Source organism: Paenibacillus sp. strain BS8-2, from assembly GCF_054483835.1.
Genome location: NZ_CM137010.1, coordinates 5408031 through 5425887, shown reverse-complemented (window position 1 = coordinate 5425887; position 17857 = coordinate 5408031). Strand labels below are relative to the sequence as shown.

Here is a 17857-nt window from a genome sequence, read left to right as displayed (position 1 = left end):
TTGCTATAATAATATTCAAGCACGATGGATAAAGGCAGCATGGAGCAAAGGAGTCGGAGGGGAAACGATGTCGATACTAGAAAGGCTTGGCGTTCTCTCGGATGAGGTGTCAGAACATTATGAACAGGCATTGGATTGGGCGGCTGAGCAAGGATTAACTCATATTGAGGCGCGAGTTGTAAATGGCAAGAACGTTGCTTCGCTCAGCGACGAGCAAGCAATCGAAGCAAGACAACAGGCAGAGGATCGCGGGCTATTCATCTCAGCAGTGGCATCTCCATTGTTCAAATGTGCACTTGACCTAAGCAGAACGGTTGCAGGCGGTGATACATTCGGACAAGCAGAGGAGTCGGTGGAGGAACACTTCGTCAAGCTGGAGCGTGTAATCGAAATTGCGAAGCTAATGGGTACAACGAACATTCGTATTTTCTCATTCTGGCGTGAATTGGATCCTGCGCTCCACACGGAGGAAATTGTTAGTCATCTGAAACAAGCTGCGTATATAGCCGAGCTTGCAGGCGTGAGGCTTCTCCTCGAGAATGAACCTTCATGCAACGGAGGTTTCGCCGATGAAGTGGCTGCGATCGTAAGCAAAGTACATTCACCTGCATTAAAAGCATTGTGGGATCCCGGCAACGAAGCTTACGGAGGGCGTGAGGCGTTCCCGGCAGGATATGAGGCCATCAAGGGTGGACTCGGACATGTACATTTGAAGGATGCCTATATCGGAGCGGATGGTCACTCCCGCTGCGTGCCGCTGGGATCGGGAAGTGTTCCTGTCATCGAGCAGCTCGAAGCTTTGTTGAAGGATGGTTACGATGGGCTGTTCACAATCGAAACTCATTTTGCACCTCGAGGCGGTACGGGACGCACAGGTACGAAGATGTCACTCGAAGCGCTTAAGGCGATGCTGAGTGAGGTGCGAAAGTATGCGTAAATGGAGAATAGGAATTATCGGCTGCGGTTCAGTTTCAGATTTTCATATCGAAGCGATTCGCGGCATCGATGATGCGGAGCTTGTATATGTATCGAGCCGTAATGAAGCCAAAGTGAAATCAACAGCAGAGCACGCCGGATGCGCTTGGACAACGGATTACCGGGAGCTGCTTGCGAGCAGCGAAGTGGATATTGTTGCGGTAACGACCTCCAGTGGCAGTCATGCTTCGATCGGGATGGAAGTCATTGCGGCTGGTAAACATCTCATTGTCGAGAAGCCGCTTGCGATGAATGCCCTAGATGCCGCCAATTTAGTTGCTGCTGCAGAGCAGCAAGGCGTGATGATCTCGATCATTTCGCAGAGAAGGTTCGAAGCTCAGCATCAAACCGTAAAGCGTATGCTTGAGGAAGGTAGACTTGGCAAGCTGCTGCTGATTGAAGTTTCGCTGCCTTTCTATCGAACCCAAGATTATTATGATATGGCTGATTGGAGAGGCACGATCGCCGAGGATGGCGGTGCTTTGATGAATCAGGGTATTCATAGTCTGGATTTGTTGCTATGGATGGGCGGGGAAGTACGCACGGTATTCGGCAAAATCGCGACAAAGACGCATAACATTGAAGCGGAGGATCTTGGCGTTGCGATTGTAGAATTTCAAAATGGGGCACTCGGAACCATCATGGCCTCAACAAGCATTCAGCCTGGTTTCCCTGCAAGTCTGAACTTGTATGGCGAGAAGGGGAGCATCAAGCTCGAGGGAGCAACGATTGTTCACTGGTCAGTGCCAGGTGTTGCAGAGCCCAAATGGAACCAGTCTAGCCTATATGGCGGCGTTAACGATCCGCGCAGCATTGTGGCGGATTATCATCAAAGCCAATATCTCGACATTATTACTTCTTTGGAGAATGGGGCGAAGCCGCTCGTGTCGGGCGAGGATGGCCTTCGAGCTGTTCAATTAGTTGAAGCAATCTATCGGAGCTCCAACAAAAATGAACAAGTTCATGTGACGGAAATCAAGGTATAGGCGCAAGTAGCAGCGGTTGACGAACCAAGCGCAATGGAGGAAAAGTAGGTGGATGCAGATGGATAAGAGACACGAGAATCTGGATATGGTCTGCTTTGCAAGCAAAGACCAATTGGATAAGGATTTTCCTTTCAAAATCTTACGTTATTCCAATAGTGGTTTGAAGCAGCCCATGCATTTGCATGAATATATCCAGATTGTATACGTGCTTCGTGGCGTATGTAATCATCGTATACCAGGCAAATCGCTGACGGTGAGCAAAGGGGATATATTTGTTATCGCGCCGAATGCTCCGCATAGTCTGAACGCCATTGTCGATCAGGAATTTGAAGTGGTTATCCTTGACTTCGACTTATCTATCGTAGTCGATTTGGTCAGCCCATTTTCGGAGACGCTGCATCAGTTACTGAAGTACGCGGGCAAGGAATACGCGGACTCTTCCATTTATCAACCGTGGCTGCACATTGGCAATCAGAAGCAGACCTTCGTCGAACAATTGCTGCAGGATATTCAAGATGAATTTGATCACCGCGAGGTCGGGTTTGAGCATTCGACACTATTAAATTTAGCCAAGCTGCTTATTCTCATCGACCGGGAATATCGTAAGGGCATGCGCAAGCCTCCTAAGCAGACGTCACTTATTGAACAGACGCCGATCGAGGAAGTGAAACGATTTATTAATGATAATTACAGCGGGGATATTCCGCTCGAGCAAGGTGCATTTATTGCTAATATGGCGCCTGCTTACTTCAGTCAACAGTTCAAGAAGGAAACGGGGCAGAACTTCGTCGACTTTGTGAATGAGGTGCGGATCGAACGAGCAAAGGAGCTTATTCGCCGCGATGCTCATACGATTACGGCAATCGGGTTTCAGGTAGGCTTTCATCACTTGAGCCATTTCATACGCACGTTCAAGAAACGTAGTGGCATTACCCCTACGGAATACAAAAAAATGTATGCCGGCCAACATAAACATTAACGAGAGCGAGGATGTACAACATGAGTGATCAATGCATTAAAGTCGGAATAATCGGACAAGGAAGAAGCGGTCGGTTAATTCATGGTAATCTGCTAGCTCAAATCCCGGATTACTTCAAGATCGTTGCAATTGCAGATTCAATCGAGGAACGTCAACGGAGCGCGGAACGCGATTTCAATTGTATGGCTTACGATACTTGGGAGCAGATGGTGGATGGTGAAGAACTGGATTTGGTTGTAAATGCTTCCCCGAGCCACTTGCACTTCTCGATATCCTTGGAGCTATTGAATCGCGGCATTCATGTACTATGCGAGAAGCCTCTCGCTGGCTCCGTGCAGGAGGTTGATCAATTGATCGAAGCCTCCGAACGCAGCGGCAAAGTACTTGCTATATTCCAGCAACAGCGTTATCAGCCAGCCTTTGTTCAGCTGCAGGAAGTGATCAAATCCGGTGTGCTTGGTCGCATCATACAGATCGACCTCTCGTTGAATGGTTTCGGTAGACGTTGGGATTGGCAGACACTGCAAAGCAATAATGGCGGATCGCTGATGAATACGGGTCCGCATTGCGTTGACCAGGCGCTTCAGCTGCTCGGCACCGATGAGAATCCACAAGTGCTGTGCATGATGGATCGGGTCAATACCTTTGGCGATGCAGAAGATTATGTGAAGCTGATTATGAAAAAACAAGGGCATCCCACTCTCGATGTGGAGATTTCATCCTGCTCCGCGTACCCGCATGAGCAATTCAATATCCAAGGTTCAAATGGCGGGCTACATGGCAACGCCAGTCATTTGGCGTGGAAATACTTCGTGACGGAAGAAGCGCCTCAGCAGCAGCTTATTACAGAGCCGTTAATTGATAGCAACGGGAATCCTGCCTATTGCGCGGAGAAATTGATCTGGCATGAAGCAAGCTGGGATAATATAACGCCAGAAGGCAGAAACGATATGAATCTATTAACAGAACGTGTTTATATGATGCTTTATGGCGTGATTCGGGAAGGCGCGCCGCTTGAAATTACACCGCAGCAGATTCGTCAGCAAATGTGGGTGATGGAAGAGTGCCGTCGTCAAAATCCCCAAATCTATAACTAATAGAAGAATAAATTATACCTATACAGTCGGTCAGGAGTGATCAAATGGCATCGTTGCCAACGGAGCAGAAGGAATTGAAAATATCCATTATTGGTCTAGATACTTCACACGTTGTAGCTTTCACCGAATTGTTGAATGACGATACGCATGCTCATCATGTACAGGGTGGAAAAATAGTTGCTGCTTACCCAGGCGTAGCATCACCGGATTTCGATATGAGCATCAACCGAATTGATGGATTTACCGAGAAGATTCGCGATGAATTCGGCATACAGCTGGTTTCATCGCTGGAAGAGGCAGCAGAACTAGGTGATGCGATTCTGCTGGAATCTGTTGATGGGCGTGTTCATCTGGAGCAGTTTAAGCGGATTGTGAAGTTCGGCAAGCCTGTCTTTATTGATAAGCCATTGGCCGTTCAATCTAGCGAATCAGAAGAGATCTTCAAGCTGTCAAAGGAGTATCAAGTACCAGTGATGAGCTGCTCCTCCTTACGTTACGCGGAAGCTCTGACGAAGTCGCTAGAGAATAATGGTCGTGAACAAATTATTGGAATGGATTGTTATGGTCCGATGGCTTTGCAAGAGACACAGCCAGGATTGTTCTGGTATGGCATCCACACGGTTGATATGCTGTTCTCAGCGCTCGGCAAGGGATGTGTGGAGGTGAGAAGCGTCAAAACAGAAGACCATGACTTAGTAGTTGGTACATGGGCGGATGGGCGGATCGGTACAATCCGAGGTAATCGGAGCGGCAACAATCAGTTCGGTGCCATGATACACAGAACGCAAGGCAGCGAATGGGTCAACGTAGCGTCGGGTTCCAAGCCATATTACGCGAGTTTGCTCGAAAATGTCATGGATATGTTCCAGGGAGGAGAGCCAGCGATCGATCCTGAAGAAACGCAAGAGATTATCCGCTTTATGGAAGCGGCTAACGAAAGCAGGGAGAGCGGGCTGCCCGTTCGATTGTAAGATGAAATCATAAGAAACCTTTCTTCGGAGGAATGGGCTGCTGATGACCTGTATGCCTAAGAAAGGTTTCTTTTGTTTCTGATCTGTAGGTGAATGGTAGTTGATTTGTGGGTTTAGTAATTTGCAACTGCTTTCTTAAGGAGCTTGATGTCTATGGAGTGTTCATTCACGGTTGCGGCGATTTCGATAAACGATGAGATCATTTCGGAATTACGCACAACCTGCTCAAAGGTGGATTCCAATTTGTCATTCATTTGTGTGAGCTCAGAGGCCATAATGTCAATTTTCATTTGAAGCCTGGCAATGTCGTCCTTGGTCGCCATATTGGCGATGTCGTCCTTGGTCGCCATATTGGCGATGTCGTCCTTGGTCGCCATATTGGCAATGTCGTCCTTGGTCGCCATGTTGGCGATGTCGTCCTTGGTCGCCATGTTGGCGATGTCGTCCTTGGTCGCCATGTTGGCGATGTCGTCCTTGGTCGCCATGTTGGCGATGTCGTCCTTGGTCGCCATGTTGGCGATGTCGTCCTTGGTCGCCATGTTGGCGATGTCGTCCTTGGTCGCCATGTTGGCGATGTCGTCCTTGGTCGCCATGTTGGCAATGTCGTCCTTGGTTGCCATATTGGCGATGTCGTCCTTGGTCGCCATATTGGCGATGTCGTCCTTGGTCGCCATGTTGGCGATGTCGTCCTTGGTCGCCATGTTGGCGATGTCGTCCTTGGTCGCCATGTTGGCGATGTCATCCTTGGTCGCCATGTTGGCGATGTCGTCCTTGGTCGCCATGTTGGCGATGTCATCCTTGGAAGCCGTCTGATCTAGTCTGAGCTCGATGGCATTTAGTTTCTCGAAAATCTGTTGCAGCAGAGCATCGCTCATCGTAACACTCCCTTTTCATTCTAATAAGAATGGTGAAAATTGGCGAACGTTTGTTTGTGTATATTGTACTAGATTTCGAGGGAAATGACAAATATTTGTTTTTTTCGCCAGCGCATATACGAGGTTCTACATACCTATTGCATCACCAAACAATCTCAATCATAATAATTAGTATAATATTTATATCAATTAAAAATGAACAGAAGGAACGGTGCGATTATGACCAATGATACGATACTACAATCGTTTGTTAACGAAAACCTTCAAGTAAACGTGTATGCAAATCGGAAAGCAATGGGCGAGAGAGCGGCCGAGGATGTCGCCAATCGTATGAAAGAATTGCTGCAACAAAAGGATCACATTCGTATGGTGTTCGCGGCGGCTCCGTCACAGAATGAATTCCTGCAAGCTTTAGTTCAAACATCGGGGCTCGACTGGTCGCGGGTTACTGCATTTCATATGGATGAATATATCGGGCTGCCCCATGGGGCGGAGCAAAAATTCAGCCATTTTCTCAATCAACGTTTGTTCCAATTGGTGAACCCAGGTCATGTTCATTTGATTGATGGCAGTAATGAGATAGAAGCAGAATGCGAGCGATATACTCGATTGCTGACCGAAGCTCCGATTGATATTGTTTGTCTTGGTATTGGGGAGAACGGCCATATCGCCTTTAATGATCCTCCGGTTGCCGACTTTGAGGATCCTAAGAAGATGAAATCGGTAGAGTTGGATGAAGCTTGCCGGACGCAACAAGTTAATGACGGTTGTTTCCCCGATATAGCGTCCGTACCTCTCTACGCGCTGACATTAACGATACCTGCTATGATGTCGGGCAGTTACTTGTACTGTATGGTTCCTGGACCTACGAAGAGGAATGCTGTCAGTCAGACCTTGAGAGGGGAGATTTCTACGGCTTGTCCGGCTTCCATCCTTCGAACGCATCACAATTGCACACTGTACCTGGATACGGACTCTTATGAAGGAGGAAGTGAATAGGCATGACGCAAGCGCAAGGCAGTATAACGGGCTTGCATTATAAGACAGGCAAGCCGATTAGAATCCACTTGGCTGATGGTGTCATTCAACAAATCGAGCATCTGGATAACACCGTCTCTAACGATCATTCGGAGCTGCAGACGGAGAAATGGCCTTGGATCGGACCTGGGCTTGTTGATTTGCAAATCAATGGTTACGCGGGAATTGACTTTAATCATCCCTCCATTACACAGGAGGATGTCATTACTGTCACAAGGATGCTGCGCTCTGAAGGAACAACAACTTATTATCCTACGGTGATTACGAATTCGGATTCTCATATCACGAGTATCTTACACACGATTGCATCCGCATGTGCCAGTGATGTGCTGACTTCGCGCAGTATTGCGGGCATTCATCTGGAAGGGCCCTTTATATCCCCTCATGACGGACCGCGGGGAGCGCATGACCGGACATTCGTAAAGGCGCCGGACTGGCATTTGTTCCAGCAATGGCAGCAAGCGGCTAATGGTCTAATTCAAATCATCACCTTATCGCCGGAGTGGGATAATGCACCAGCATTTATTGAACAATGCGTTGGAAGCGGCGTCATCGTATCCATTGGACATACGGCAGCAACACCGGATCAGATCAATCGTGCCGTACAAGCAGGAGCGACGCTTAGCACGCATCTGGGGAACGGGGCGCATTTGACCTTGCCGAGACACCCCAATTATATATGGGAGCAGCTCGCCGAGGATCGACTAGCGACATGTATGATCGCTGATGGCTTCCATTTGCCAGACTCATTAATGAAGGTGATGCTGCGGACAAAAGGGAAAAGGTTGTTCCTGGTCAGCGACGCGGTGTATTTGAGCGGGCTCGAGCCAGGCCATTACGATACGCATATCGGAGGGCAAGTGGTGCTGACGGAAGAGGGCAGACTACATCTTGCAAGTGAGCCGGCATTACTAGCAGGCTCCGCCCAGCTTCTTAGGGCAGGCATCCAACATTTGGCGAATGCCGATTTGTGTACAGCAGCAGACGCATGGGATATGGCGTCGATCCTTCCTGCGACCTATATGAATTTGGAAGCGGGAAGGGGTATAGCAGAGGGAGCGCCTGCCGATCTAGTCACTTTCTACTTTGGAACGGATGGAAAACTTGTCTTGAACACCGTATTCAAAGACGGACATCAAGCGAACGAGTCGAGTGAGGAGAGCTTGTTCTCCCAGTCCTGAATGATGCTGGCAGCGGCTCCGATTCCGCTGGCGAAGGGATAAAGCCCGGAGCGAATTAGTGTAACAGGCTCCGCAGTTGCCGGAATACAATGCTGATGCAGCACTCCTTCTATAACAGGGAACAAATAAGAGGAGGCTTGCATCAGTGGACCATCACAGATGATGAGCTTGGGATTAAAGAGGTTCGTCACATAACTAAGCGCTTGTCCGATGTAGCGGCCGGCTTGCTCCAATTCCATCTCGACATCCGTGTTTCCTGCAAGTAATTCGCTTAAGATCCATTCTAACGAAACATCATGAACCGACTTTCCCATTCGGCTGCTGACGCGTTCAAGCAATGCCGGAACTCCGGCTAAAGCTTCCAAGCAGCCTTGATTGCCGCAGCCGCATGGGGCCCCGCCAGGTTGAACCACGATATGCCCCAACTCGCCCGCTGCATTGGCAATGCCCCGTAAGATCGCACCGTTGACAATACTGCCGCTTTCGATCCCCTGTCCGAAGTAACAATAGACAAAATGGTCTACTCCTTGACCGGAGCCATGCCATAACTCGCCTAATGAGGCTAGTTTAATGCTGTGATCAACCCGAACAGGGACTTGCAGCCTTTCTTTAAGCATCGACAGGAAAGGTACATTTCGCCAACCGAGGTGGCTGGAGTGCATCACGATACCCGTCTCGGCCTCGATCAAACCTGGCACGCCTACAGACATCCCCAAACACCGTTCGAGCGGATAAGCCGTGAGAAATCGTCTGATCCCCTCATCCAGCTGATCTAACATGCGTTCTGGCGACGGAGAATCCAGCGGCGCGGAGAAATTCTCAATGGGCCTCGCATACAGATTGGTTACGGTCCAATGAATATGGGTCGAGGTAAGCTGTGCGCCAACCGCCCATTTGACAGTTGGATCGAAGGCGATTTGGATAGGTTTACGCCCAGCCGTGTTCGTATCCAGCTGCCCGTATTCTCGCACGAAACCAGAGACCATGAATTCATCTACGATGGAGTTAACCGTATTTTTATTGAGACCTAATTGCTTCGCAACCTCGACTCGGGTTGTGCTGCGTTTATTTTTGATTTGCTGATACACCAGCTTGCGGTTCAAATCTTTGGCTTGAGTAGGGCCTCGGCCTCTCGATTGTTCCATAACTTACTCCTTTAGCGAACGATGATCAACGGGTTCTGAATCGTTTGTACCTATGTAAAGTCCATTGTACATCAAGATCTAGAATTCGGAAATTATTGCAGCGGCGATCTAGGAAATGAGTAACCAGTCTAGTTGTCATAGAAAAACGCAATGTGCTAGAGTTTAATAAAAGGAATTCTCAGCCCAGGGGGAATGCACATGAAGAAGTCTGTTGTGGTCATTGACGATAAGCCGCTCATCCTGCAAGCGATTATTCAAACGATGGATTGGGAAGGGCTGGGCTGTACAGTCGTTGGGCAAGCTTCCGATGGAATCGAAGGTAAACAAGTGATTCTCCAGCAGAAGCCGGATATTTTAATTACGGATATCAAAATGCCTGGCTTAAGCGGGCTTGATTTGGCCGAATACATGAATACACTATTGCCAAGATCCAAGACGATTCTGATTACCGGGCATCAGGATTTCGAGTATGCGCAGCGAGCCGTTAAGTTAGGTGTATACGACTTTATCGTAAAACCTATTCATAATGACGAGCTTAACAGTATCATCAGACAAGTCGTCCAATTATTGGATAATGAGCAACGAGATTTGTTGCAGCAGACAAAGCGGGATGCGGCGCTGCATGAACTGGAGGAGCATCATCAAAGCTCCGCGGCTTCGCGCAGAATGCAGCTCATGACAGACTTAATTGGAGGAAGCAAGCAGCAGGATGACATTCTTGCGAAAGCTGCAAGCGAGCTTGCGATGGACAAGAAGTCTAACGTAATTCTGATTGTCCGCTCGAAGAGGAAAATGGCGAATGTGCCACACTTAGAAAACTCAGTGACTGATCGAATGCTCCATGGCGAATGGGGCGGCTTTGCTCAATTATTGGCGGAGCGGCATGATATTGAAATCATAGAATCGTATCGCCATGAGGATCTGGTCTTAGTCTGTTTGTATCCGAATGTTTGGTCAACCCGCGAACTGATGGGGAAGCTGAGAGGTTTCTGTTATGAATTAATAGATATGATTTCATCCAAGCATGGAAGAATATGTTCGATTGCCGTCAGCTCAAGCCGCCGTCAGCTGCAACAGCTGCGCGAAGCTTTTGTTGAAGCATCTATGCTGATGGATTCAAGTTTCTTCCGGACGGAGGAAGCGGTGTTGTTCCCGGATACGTTCGAACCTGCGGACGATGTCGGCAAACATTCGATTATCCGTGACCTCGAAGAATTCACTCGAATGTTGGAGCATGCGTCCAGCGAAGAGGTGATCGGCTATTTGGAGAAAATCCTAGAGCAAATCAAGGCATTCAGCAAAGGCAATATTCTGGTTGTAAAAAGTCTGCTCTCTGAAATATGTCTCGCTGTGGCTCGTTACTATTACCGAGTAACCGGGGACGAGTTCGGGTTTGATCGAAGCATCGATGAAATATTAGAGGATGTGTACCGGCTGCCTGACATGCAAACCGCTGCCGAATATCTGACTTCTTTTATTACGGTAGTCAAAATCAAGCTGGAAAAAGGTGATAAGTCGTATAGTCTTGTTGTGAAAAAATGTATCGATTATATTAACAACCATTATTCGGATCAATTGTCTTTAACCTCGATTGCTGACCATTTTGGACTGAGTGCCAGTTATTTGAGCAGGCTGCTTAGACGCGAGACCGGCATCAACTTTGTTGATTTGGTCGTCAAAGCTAGAATCGAAGCGGCCAAACGGTTGCTGCGCGATCCACGATACAAGGTAAATGAAGTTGGAGAGATGGTTGGCTACAAGGAGTACACTTATTTCTATCAGGTTTTCAAAAAAACGGAGGGTATTTCACCTAAGGAATACAAGAATCAGAGTAAAGAGTATTATCACAATGCGTAACATTAGAGGTTTATTCGTTGATGCTAAGATCAGGACTAAATTTCTGTTCTCTTTTGCAGTTATGATTCTGATCACCGTCCTCGTCATAAGCGGTATTAATTATTGGGTATCCGTTGGTGTGATTAAACGTAATTCGAACGAGTTTTCGCAATATTTGATCGGACAAATTGGCATAAACATAGCGAAGACCACAACAGATATCGAGGGTATGACGTTTCAACAATTTCGTAATTCCTCACTCAGCACCGTGTTAGGGCAGATCTCCGAGTCAGAGGTGAGCAACTATGCAAAAGATAAGTATATCAATGACTTTTTGACCGACTTGTTATTTCTGAAGGATTATTATCTCTCTGTCTTAATCATCGACGTAAACGACAAAGAGTATTCGATTGAACGCAAGCCCATGACGGGCTATAACGATAAAATCCTTGAGAAATCGAGTATCGCAACGATTCAAGAGAATCGGGGCAGAGCGACATGGTTCCGCGGCGACGATGATATGTTGTTCATGACGAAGGCCTTATACGATATCGAGACAAGCAAGTACGTCGGCATACTTGCGCTCAGCGTTGAAAGCAGTTACATCAGCGATATCTTAACGGATGTCCATAACCTGATGGACGGCGATATTATGATTCTGAATGAGAATAACGAACTATTCGTCAAAGGAAATCATTGGAGCGAGGCGGCACAGCACTATTTGGATCAGGACATGTATATGGTTGACTCAACGCAGCGTGATTTCGAATATGCCGGGAAGCACTTTATATCTAATATGTTGTCTACCGACTATGACAAATGGAAAATCGTCCAAATCATTGATGTCGATCACCTGACGCGCGGAACGGAGAGCATACAATATTGGACGATCAGTACGCTGATCGTGGCGCTATTATTCGCTTTCTTGATGGCTGCTCGCATATCCAAAAATATGACGGAAAATATCCGGCTGCTGCATAGAGGGATGTCCAGCTTTTCGCTTGATATGAACCATCAAGCCATCATACCGAGAAGTCGGGATGAGGTTGGTCTGCTTACCATCAAATTTAATTCAATGGCGGAGAAGATTAACGAACTCTTTAGCTCTGTTTATCGCGAGAAGCTGTTGAAGCAGAAGGCGGAGTATCGAACGCTTCAATTCGAATACAAAGCCTTACAGGCGCAAATGAATCCACATTTTCTATACAATACGCTCGAAACGATTCACAGTCTGGCGAAAATCAAAGGAGAAAACGAAATCGGAGATTTGATTTATCTCCTTGGCAAGCTGCTGCGTGAGAGTATACGCAAAAAAGGCGATCATATTACGATACAAGAGGAAATCGAGTTCATTAACGACTATTTGTCGATCCACAAAAGGATTTATGTCGACAGAATTGAGGTCGTATACGAGCTTGATGATCGTCTTGCAGACTGTCAGGTGCCTAAATTCATTCTTCAGCCGCTCGTAGAAAACGCTATTATTTATGGTATTGAAGAGAAGCCGGGCAAATCCGCCATCCACATTTCAAGCTACCAAGTGGAAGGCGATCTGTGCCTGGCAGTGACTGACAATGGCATCGGCATGGATGAAGAGACGGTCAGAAGAATACTCGACCCCGCTTGGTATGAATCACAGAATGGAACGAATAAGCACACGAACGTAGGTGTCATGAGTATTCAAAAGAGGATTCGGATCTTGTATGGAGACCAATACGGATTGACGATCACGAGTGAAATCGGAGTAGGAACGACAGTGTGTATTCGTCTTCCGGTAGACAAAACAAAGTAGGGAAAATGAGTATCACAGATCCATCAATGTATAAGTGGCTGGTGCATGAGAGTGCCGGCCTCTTTTTTGTTAAAGAACAAAAAAACGAATAAAAAGTAAAATGTGACTAATATTCAATGTATCCGTATCCGGTTAAACTTAATGAAAACGCATACAAAATTAATGGCAACAATGAAGACACGAAGCGGAGGGCGTGAGAAAACCTGTGCAGATGAGTGAGCGGCATGTGCATGAACTAATCGAGAGCGTAATCGCCGGCATGAAAAACTTGGAGATCAGCATTCAAGAGGATACCTTGGACAGCATTATCTCAATGGAGGTATGGGATTGGTCCCAAGGAGTCGGTTTATTCTCTTTATATCTCTATTACAAGGAAACTGGGAAAGATGAACTGCTGGATTATTTGACAGACTGGTTCAACAGGCAAATCGAACGAGGGCTTCCAGCAAAGAATGTCAATACGATGTGTCCGCTGTTGACGTTAAGTTATCTCTATGAAGAGACAGGAAATCAGCATTACCTGCGCATTTGCGAAGAATGGGCCAGGTACGCTGCGGAAGAGATGCCGCGAACGCCGGAATCCGGTATTACGCACACGGCAGTGGATAGCTCAAATGAAGGTGAGCTATGGGATGACACGTTGTATATGACTGTACTCTTTATGGCTCGGATGGGCGTTGTGCTTCAGAAGCCTGCCTACGTTGATGAGAGTGTCAGGCAATTTCTCGTTCATCTGAAATATTTGACGGACAGGGCCACAGGATTGTTTTTCCATGGATGGAGCTTCACAGAGAACCACCATTTCGCCAGAGCGAGATGGGGAAGAGGCAATGCATGGTATACGGCCGGCCTTGTTGACTATCTCGACATGATCGCGGTTCAACCAGGCGTAGAACAGTTTCTGATTTCGTCCCTCGAACGACAAGTGAGCACGTTAGCCGAGCTGCAGGCGCCATCCGGTATGTGGCATACGCTGCTCGATGATCCGACCTCCTATGAGGAAACCTCTGCTACAGCAGGTTTTGCTTATGGGATACTGAAAGCCGTTCGGAAAGGCTATATCCACCAACGTTACAAGGAGACAGGAATACGCGCGCTGGAAGCGGTTATCAGCAAGATTGACAAGCAAGGCAGCGTTCAGGGGGTTTCTTACGGTACCAGGATGGGGCGTACACTGGATTTCTACAAGAAGATTCCACAATGCCCGATGCCTTACGGTCAATCAATGACCTTGCTGATGCTGGCGGAGTGTTTGCACCATGTTCAACCGGCAGAGGGGATTAATAAGTAACTGTCGCTTAGACGAGGTCAGGAGGGGAGCGGTACATGAAGAGCTTTGCACCGAAACGACTCGGCACATCCGGAGCTGTCCAAGCGGCGCGTAAGGAATGGAAAAAAAATTACGCGCTCTATTTGCTTCTTATTCCGGCATTTGCCTTCTTTGTCACCTTCGCCTACATCCCCATGGGGGGATTGATCATTGCATTTAAGGATTTTAATATTTTTTCGGGCATATGGGGCAGCGATTGGGCAGGCTTAACGAACTTCCAGGAGATGTTTTCGATTCCCGAGTTTTTCCGAATCACACGCAACACGTTGCTGCTCAATTTGCTTGGCTTACTGATTTGTTTCCCGGCACCTATTATTCTAGCGTTAATCCTGAACGAGATTCGTTCCAAATATTTTAAGAAAATCTCGCAATCCATGCTTTATTTGCCCCACTTTATGTCATGGATTGTGCTCGGAGGCATCGTGTATGCGGTGTTGTCTCCGAAGTACGGGATCGTTAACGAACTGATGCGCTGGGTTGGCATGAACGAATTTTATTTTATGACAGATAAGACCTCTTGGATTATCGTGTATACGTTATCGGCAGTCTGGCAGAGCGCCGGCTGGGGGACGATTATTTATCTGGCGGCGATTACCGCAATTGATCCGTCTTTGTACGAAGCCGCTTCTATTGATGGAGCAGGTCGTCTGCGCAAAATCATTAGCGTCACCATTCCAAGCATCATGCCGACTATCATTATTTTATTCATTCTTGCTGTAGGCAATATGGTGTCGATTGGCATTGAGCAGCCGCTTGCGTTGACGAACGCAGTCGTCAGCGATGTGTCTGAGGTCATAAGCACGTATGTGTATCGAGTCGGCATCAAGCAAGGCGACTTCGCATTAACAACCGCGGTAGGTATGGTGCAATCCGTCATTAACCTGATCTTGATCATTACTGCGAATCATTTTGCAAGGAGGGCAGGCGGAGAGAGCTTATGGTAATCAGCCTGTAGGAAAGCAGCCTGTAGGAAAGGAGAGAAGCCAATGGAGATACTGGAAACGGAGCGTAACAGAAGAACAATTGTAACCAGGCGAACACGCAAACCATTACGCATCGGCGAAATCCTCTTCAATATCTTGGTTTATGGCACCTTGATCCTGTTTACCTTCGTCTGTTTGTTTCCCTTTGTTAATACCGTTGCCAATGCGTTCAGCAGCAGTAATGCGATCCAGACGGGGAAAGTCGTGTTATGGCCGGTTGAATTTCAAGTCGATTCGATGAAAATGATTTTAGCCGACCAGAGCGTCATTCGTTCGCTAATGGTCACGATTTATTTGACGGTTGTCGGAACGGCATTAAACTTGTTGTTCACTGTCATAACCGCCTATCCGTTATCGCGGCGAGACTTCAAAGGACGTTCTGTCTTTATGCGATTCATGGTTATCACGATGTTATTCAGCGGCGGCATGATCCCGTTGTTCCTTCTCGTCAAGTCGTTAAATCTGCTCAATACATTATGGGCGCTCATTCTGCCGGGACTTGTCAGCGCTTTTAACGTCATTATTATGAAGAGCTTCTTCCAGGCGATACCGGAAGAGCTTCGCGAAGCGTCCATTGTGGATGGCTGCGGCAATATGCGTTATCTGCTGCAGGTTCTGTTGCCTTTATCTGGCGCCTCACTAGCAACGATTGGATTATTTTACGCGGTGGGTCACTGGAATTCCTACTTTGGCGCAGTGCTCTACATTGACAATCAAGATCTGGCGACCTTGCAAGTGAAGCTGAGAAACATATTGCTGCTCTCGCAAATGGGCACGTCAATCGAGCAGATGACGCTGGACAGCAATTTTACGGTCGTCCAAGAGTCGCTGAAGGCAGCTGTCATTGTGGTAGCGACAGTTCCGATATTGATTGTATACCCGTTTCTTCAGAAGTACTTTGTAAAAGGCTCGTTGCTTGGTTCCGTAAAAGGTTGATGCTTGGCTCGGGCAGCTGGCAGACGCCAAACGCCCGGTTTCATAACATTATGGACGTATAAACAAGGAGGCAATGAGAATGAAAAGAAAATGGTCACGGGGATTGCTACTAAGTGTGTTAACCATCTTTGTTGCAGTATCAATCGCAGCTTGCTCTGGCAACAACAATCCGCCAACTCCGTCCGACAGCAGCAGCCCGACATCAGGGGAGCAGCCGGCGAAATTGGAGAAGGTACGCGTGTCACTTTGGGATCGCTCAAATTCGCCTAACGGACAGAAGCTCGAAGATACGGTTATCGTCAAGAAGCTGCAGGAAGAAGCCAAGAAGGAAGGGCTGGATGTCGAATATGTCATCCTGCCTCGTTCTCAGGAAAGCGAGAAAAACAATGTATGGATGGCATCAGGCGATGGACCAGACATTATTATCACATACGATATGAACGCCTTGTTCAGATGGGCGGAGCAAGGCGGCTTGTGGGAGCTCGATGAACTGCTTGAAACATACGGTCAGGATATCAAAAAGGTAGCAGGACCCGCGCTCGATGTAGCCGGCACATATAAGGGCAAGCGTTACGCCATCCCTGCTCTGCGGATGAGTACGGCTGCCGGTTCCAATATGAAGATCCGTAAGGACTGGCTGGATAAGCTGGGTATGAAGGCACCGACTACGCTTGATGAATTGTATACCGTTTTGAAAGCGTTTAAAGAGAAGGATCCAGGCGGCGTGGGCAGCGAAAACGTTGTGCCGTGGGCGCTTCCGGCGATTAACCAAGGAATGAAAGGCTTCTTCTTTGGTCCAATGTGGGGTGCAGGAATTGCGTCCGACGGTCCTCACTCAGAGATCTATATGCCAAGCGGCAATTTCACGGATGGTGTATTCCACTCCTCGTTTGTTACAGAAGAAGGCAAAGAGTATTTCCGCTTTATGAACAATTTGTACAAAGAAGGTTTGATCTCCAAGGAGTTCGTAACGGACGTAAATTCGCAGCAATACATTCAACAATATACATTAGGCACGGCAGGCTTCCTGGACTCGAATGATACACCATGGCAGCTTACGCAAGAAACGAGAAAAACGATTCCAACAGCCACATGGATCACACTTGATCCGTTTGTTAGACCCAATGGCACCCAAGCTATGACGGAAGCCAATTCGTACGGCTTGTTCAATCTTATCCCTAAGTATTCGAAAAACCCGGAAGCGGCTGTTAAATATTTGAACTTCCTGGCGAAAAACATCACGCTTGTACAAGGCGGTATCGAAGGCGTGCATTACACAGAGGAAAATGGTTTGTTTGTGCCGATAGATCCCGTCAAAAATACGGAAGAAATCATGTGGTACTTTAATGATCTAAACCTGTTGACGCAAGGCTATATGGGCAATCCAACGAAAGAGCAGCTTGTCGCGCTTAATAAAAACGAAAAGAATCCTGAAGAAATCGCCGAAATTATGGATCCGTATTACCGCTCCTTCGAGAATTACGGCAAACAGGTTCCTGTGTTCGACTCACCTCGTCCAGTATCGGAAAAAAATCTGCCCGATTTAACGAAGTTTGTTTACGAAGCCTTATCTAAAGTTATTATTGCCAAGGACTTTGATGCAGAATGGGAGAATGTCGTTTCCGGCTGGAAGCAGTATAACGGCGAGCAATATGATGCGGAAGTGACAGAAAAGCTAATTGAGATGAACTGGAAAACAACAAACGAATAAAGAACGGACAATGACGGATGGC

The 17857-nt window shown here is 47.4% G+C and carries 15 protein-coding genes; 13 read left to right on the top strand and 2 right to left on the bottom strand.

Annotated features, from left to right (window positions below):
* Positions 1–67 precede the first annotated feature (67 nt).
* From ACX1C1_RS23730 to ACX1C1_RS23710, 5 genes are read left to right on the top strand one after another with little or no spacing between them, the layout of a single operon-like run.
* Entirely contained in the window at positions 68–937 is an 870-nt protein-coding gene (locus ACX1C1_RS23730; protein ID WP_458954581.1) for a sugar phosphate isomerase/epimerase family protein, read from the top strand.
* The gene (locus ACX1C1_RS23725; RefSeq protein ID WP_458954580.1) at positions 930–1961 is read left to right on the top strand and encodes a Gfo/Idh/MocA family protein; all 1032 of its coding nucleotides are present in this window, start codon (positions 930–932) and stop codon (positions 1959–1961) included. The genes ACX1C1_RS23730 and ACX1C1_RS23725 overlap by 8 nt, the downstream gene beginning before the upstream one ends.
* Before the next feature lie 58 nt (positions 1962–2019).
* On the top strand, positions 2020–2940 hold the full coding sequence (locus tag ACX1C1_RS23720) for an AraC family transcriptional regulator (RefSeq protein ID WP_458954579.1): 921 nt from the start codon (positions 2020–2022) through the stop codon (positions 2938–2940).
* A gap of 20 nt (positions 2941–2960) precedes the next feature.
* Positions 2961–4037 carry a Gfo/Idh/MocA family protein gene (locus ACX1C1_RS23715; RefSeq protein WP_458954578.1) on the top strand — a complete coding sequence of 359 codons (1077 nt, stop codon included), beginning with the start codon at positions 2961–2963 and terminating at the stop codon, positions 4035–4037.
* Positions 4038–4081: 44 nt separating this feature from the next.
* Positions 4082–5008, top strand: coding sequence for a Gfo/Idh/MocA family protein (locus tag ACX1C1_RS23710; protein ID WP_458954577.1), 927 nt, complete (start codon positions 4082–4084; stop codon positions 5006–5008).
* 113 nt (positions 5009–5121) lie between these two features.
* Here the strand turns inward: ACX1C1_RS23710 and ACX1C1_RS23705 are convergent, their stop codons facing one another.
* Complete coding sequence (locus ACX1C1_RS23705) at positions 5122–5883, bottom strand: hypothetical protein (protein WP_458954576.1); 762 nt, start codon at positions 5881–5883, stop codon at positions 5122–5124.
* A 219-nt stretch (positions 5884–6102) separates the two neighbouring features.
* On the opposite strand from ACX1C1_RS23705, the gene ACX1C1_RS23700 reads away from it, so the two are divergent.
* Positions 6103–6882, top strand: a complete 780-nt coding sequence (locus tag ACX1C1_RS23700; protein WP_458954575.1) for a glucosamine-6-phosphate deaminase — start codon at positions 6103–6105, stop codon at positions 6880–6882.
* Positions 6883–6884: 2 nt separating this feature from the next.
* Complete coding sequence (locus ACX1C1_RS23695; RefSeq protein ID WP_458954574.1) at positions 6885–8102, top strand: N-acetylglucosamine-6-phosphate deacetylase; 1218 nt, start codon at positions 6885–6887, stop codon at positions 8100–8102.
* Here ACX1C1_RS23695 and ACX1C1_RS23690 read toward each other — a convergent pair.
* Positions 8057–9247 (bottom strand): ROK family protein, encoded by a 1191-nt coding sequence (locus tag ACX1C1_RS23690; RefSeq protein ID WP_458954573.1) that lies wholly within the window; start codon positions 9245–9247, stop codon positions 8057–8059. The genes ACX1C1_RS23695 and ACX1C1_RS23690 overlap by 46 nt on opposite strands.
* A gap of 198 nt (positions 9248–9445) precedes the next feature.
* Between ACX1C1_RS23690 and ACX1C1_RS23685 the strand changes: the two genes are divergently transcribed.
* The 6 genes from ACX1C1_RS23685 (at position 9446) to ACX1C1_RS23660 (ending at position 17835) form a co-directional block, all read left to right on the top strand.
* Entirely contained in the window at positions 9446–11104 is a 1659-nt protein-coding gene (locus tag ACX1C1_RS23685; RefSeq protein ID WP_458954572.1) for a response regulator transcription factor, read from the top strand.
* Entirely contained in the window at positions 11097–12875 is a 1779-nt protein-coding gene (locus tag ACX1C1_RS23680; protein WP_458954571.1) for a sensor histidine kinase, read from the top strand. The genes ACX1C1_RS23685 and ACX1C1_RS23680 overlap by 8 nt, the downstream gene beginning before the upstream one ends.
* 193 nt (positions 12876–13068) lie before the next feature.
* On the top strand, positions 13069–14166 hold the full coding sequence (gene bglB, locus ACX1C1_RS23675; protein ID WP_458954570.1) for a beta-galactosidase BglB: 1098 nt from the start codon (positions 13069–13071) through the stop codon (positions 14164–14166).
* A 35-nt stretch (positions 14167–14201) separates the two neighbouring features.
* Positions 14202–15149, top strand: coding sequence for an ABC transporter permease (locus ACX1C1_RS23670; RefSeq protein ID WP_458954569.1), 948 nt, complete (start codon positions 14202–14204; stop codon positions 15147–15149).
* A 42-nt stretch (positions 15150–15191) separates the two neighbouring features.
* Complete coding sequence (locus ACX1C1_RS23665; RefSeq protein WP_458954568.1) at positions 15192–16124, top strand: carbohydrate ABC transporter permease; 933 nt, start codon at positions 15192–15194, stop codon at positions 16122–16124.
* 79 nt (positions 16125–16203) lie between these two features.
* Complete coding sequence (locus tag ACX1C1_RS23660) at positions 16204–17835, top strand: extracellular solute-binding protein (protein WP_458954567.1); 1632 nt, start codon at positions 16204–16206, stop codon at positions 17833–17835.
* The last annotated feature ends 22 nt before the right edge of the window (positions 17836–17857 follow it).

What these genes read in the sequence shown, in the direction of transcription:
- ACX1C1_RS23665 (WP_458954568.1), top strand. Translation starts at nt 15,192, where the DNA reads ATGGAGATACTGGAAACGGAGCGTAACAGAAGAACAATTGTAACCAGG.
- ACX1C1_RS23690 (WP_458954573.1), bottom strand. Translation starts at nt 9,247, where the DNA reads ATGGAACAATCGAGAGGCCGAGGCCCTACTCAAGCCAAAGATTTGAAC.
- ACX1C1_RS23700 (WP_458954575.1), top strand. Translation starts at nt 6,103, where the DNA reads ATGACCAATGATACGATACTACAATCGTTTGTTAACGAAAACCTTCAA.
- ACX1C1_RS23680 (WP_458954571.1), top strand. Translation starts at nt 11,097, where the DNA reads ATGCGTAACATTAGAGGTTTATTCGTTGATGCTAAGATCAGGACTAAA.
- ACX1C1_RS23710 (WP_458954577.1), top strand. Translation starts at nt 4,082, where the DNA reads ATGGCATCGTTGCCAACGGAGCAGAAGGAATTGAAAATATCCATTATT.
- ACX1C1_RS23715 (WP_458954578.1), top strand. Translation starts at nt 2,961, where the DNA reads ATGAGTGATCAATGCATTAAAGTCGGAATAATCGGACAAGGAAGAAGC.
- ACX1C1_RS23705 (WP_458954576.1), bottom strand. Translation starts at nt 5,883, where the DNA reads ATGAGCGATGCTCTGCTGCAACAGATTTTCGAGAAACTAAATGCCATC.
- ACX1C1_RS23695 (WP_458954574.1), top strand. Translation starts at nt 6,885, where the DNA reads ATGACGCAAGCGCAAGGCAGTATAACGGGCTTGCATTATAAGACAGGC.
- ACX1C1_RS23730 (WP_458954581.1), top strand. Translation starts at nt 68, where the DNA reads ATGTCGATACTAGAAAGGCTTGGCGTTCTCTCGGATGAGGTGTCAGAA.
- ACX1C1_RS23660 (WP_458954567.1), top strand. Translation starts at nt 16,204, where the DNA reads ATGAAAAGAAAATGGTCACGGGGATTGCTACTAAGTGTGTTAACCATC.
- ACX1C1_RS23685 (WP_458954572.1), top strand. Translation starts at nt 9,446, where the DNA reads ATGAAGAAGTCTGTTGTGGTCATTGACGATAAGCCGCTCATCCTGCAA.
- ACX1C1_RS23720 (WP_458954579.1), top strand. Translation starts at nt 2,020, where the DNA reads ATGGATAAGAGACACGAGAATCTGGATATGGTCTGCTTTGCAAGCAAA.
- ACX1C1_RS23725 (WP_458954580.1), top strand. Translation starts at nt 930, where the DNA reads ATGCGTAAATGGAGAATAGGAATTATCGGCTGCGGTTCAGTTTCAGAT.
- ACX1C1_RS23670 (WP_458954569.1), top strand. Translation starts at nt 14,202, where the DNA reads ATGAAGAGCTTTGCACCGAAACGACTCGGCACATCCGGAGCTGTCCAA.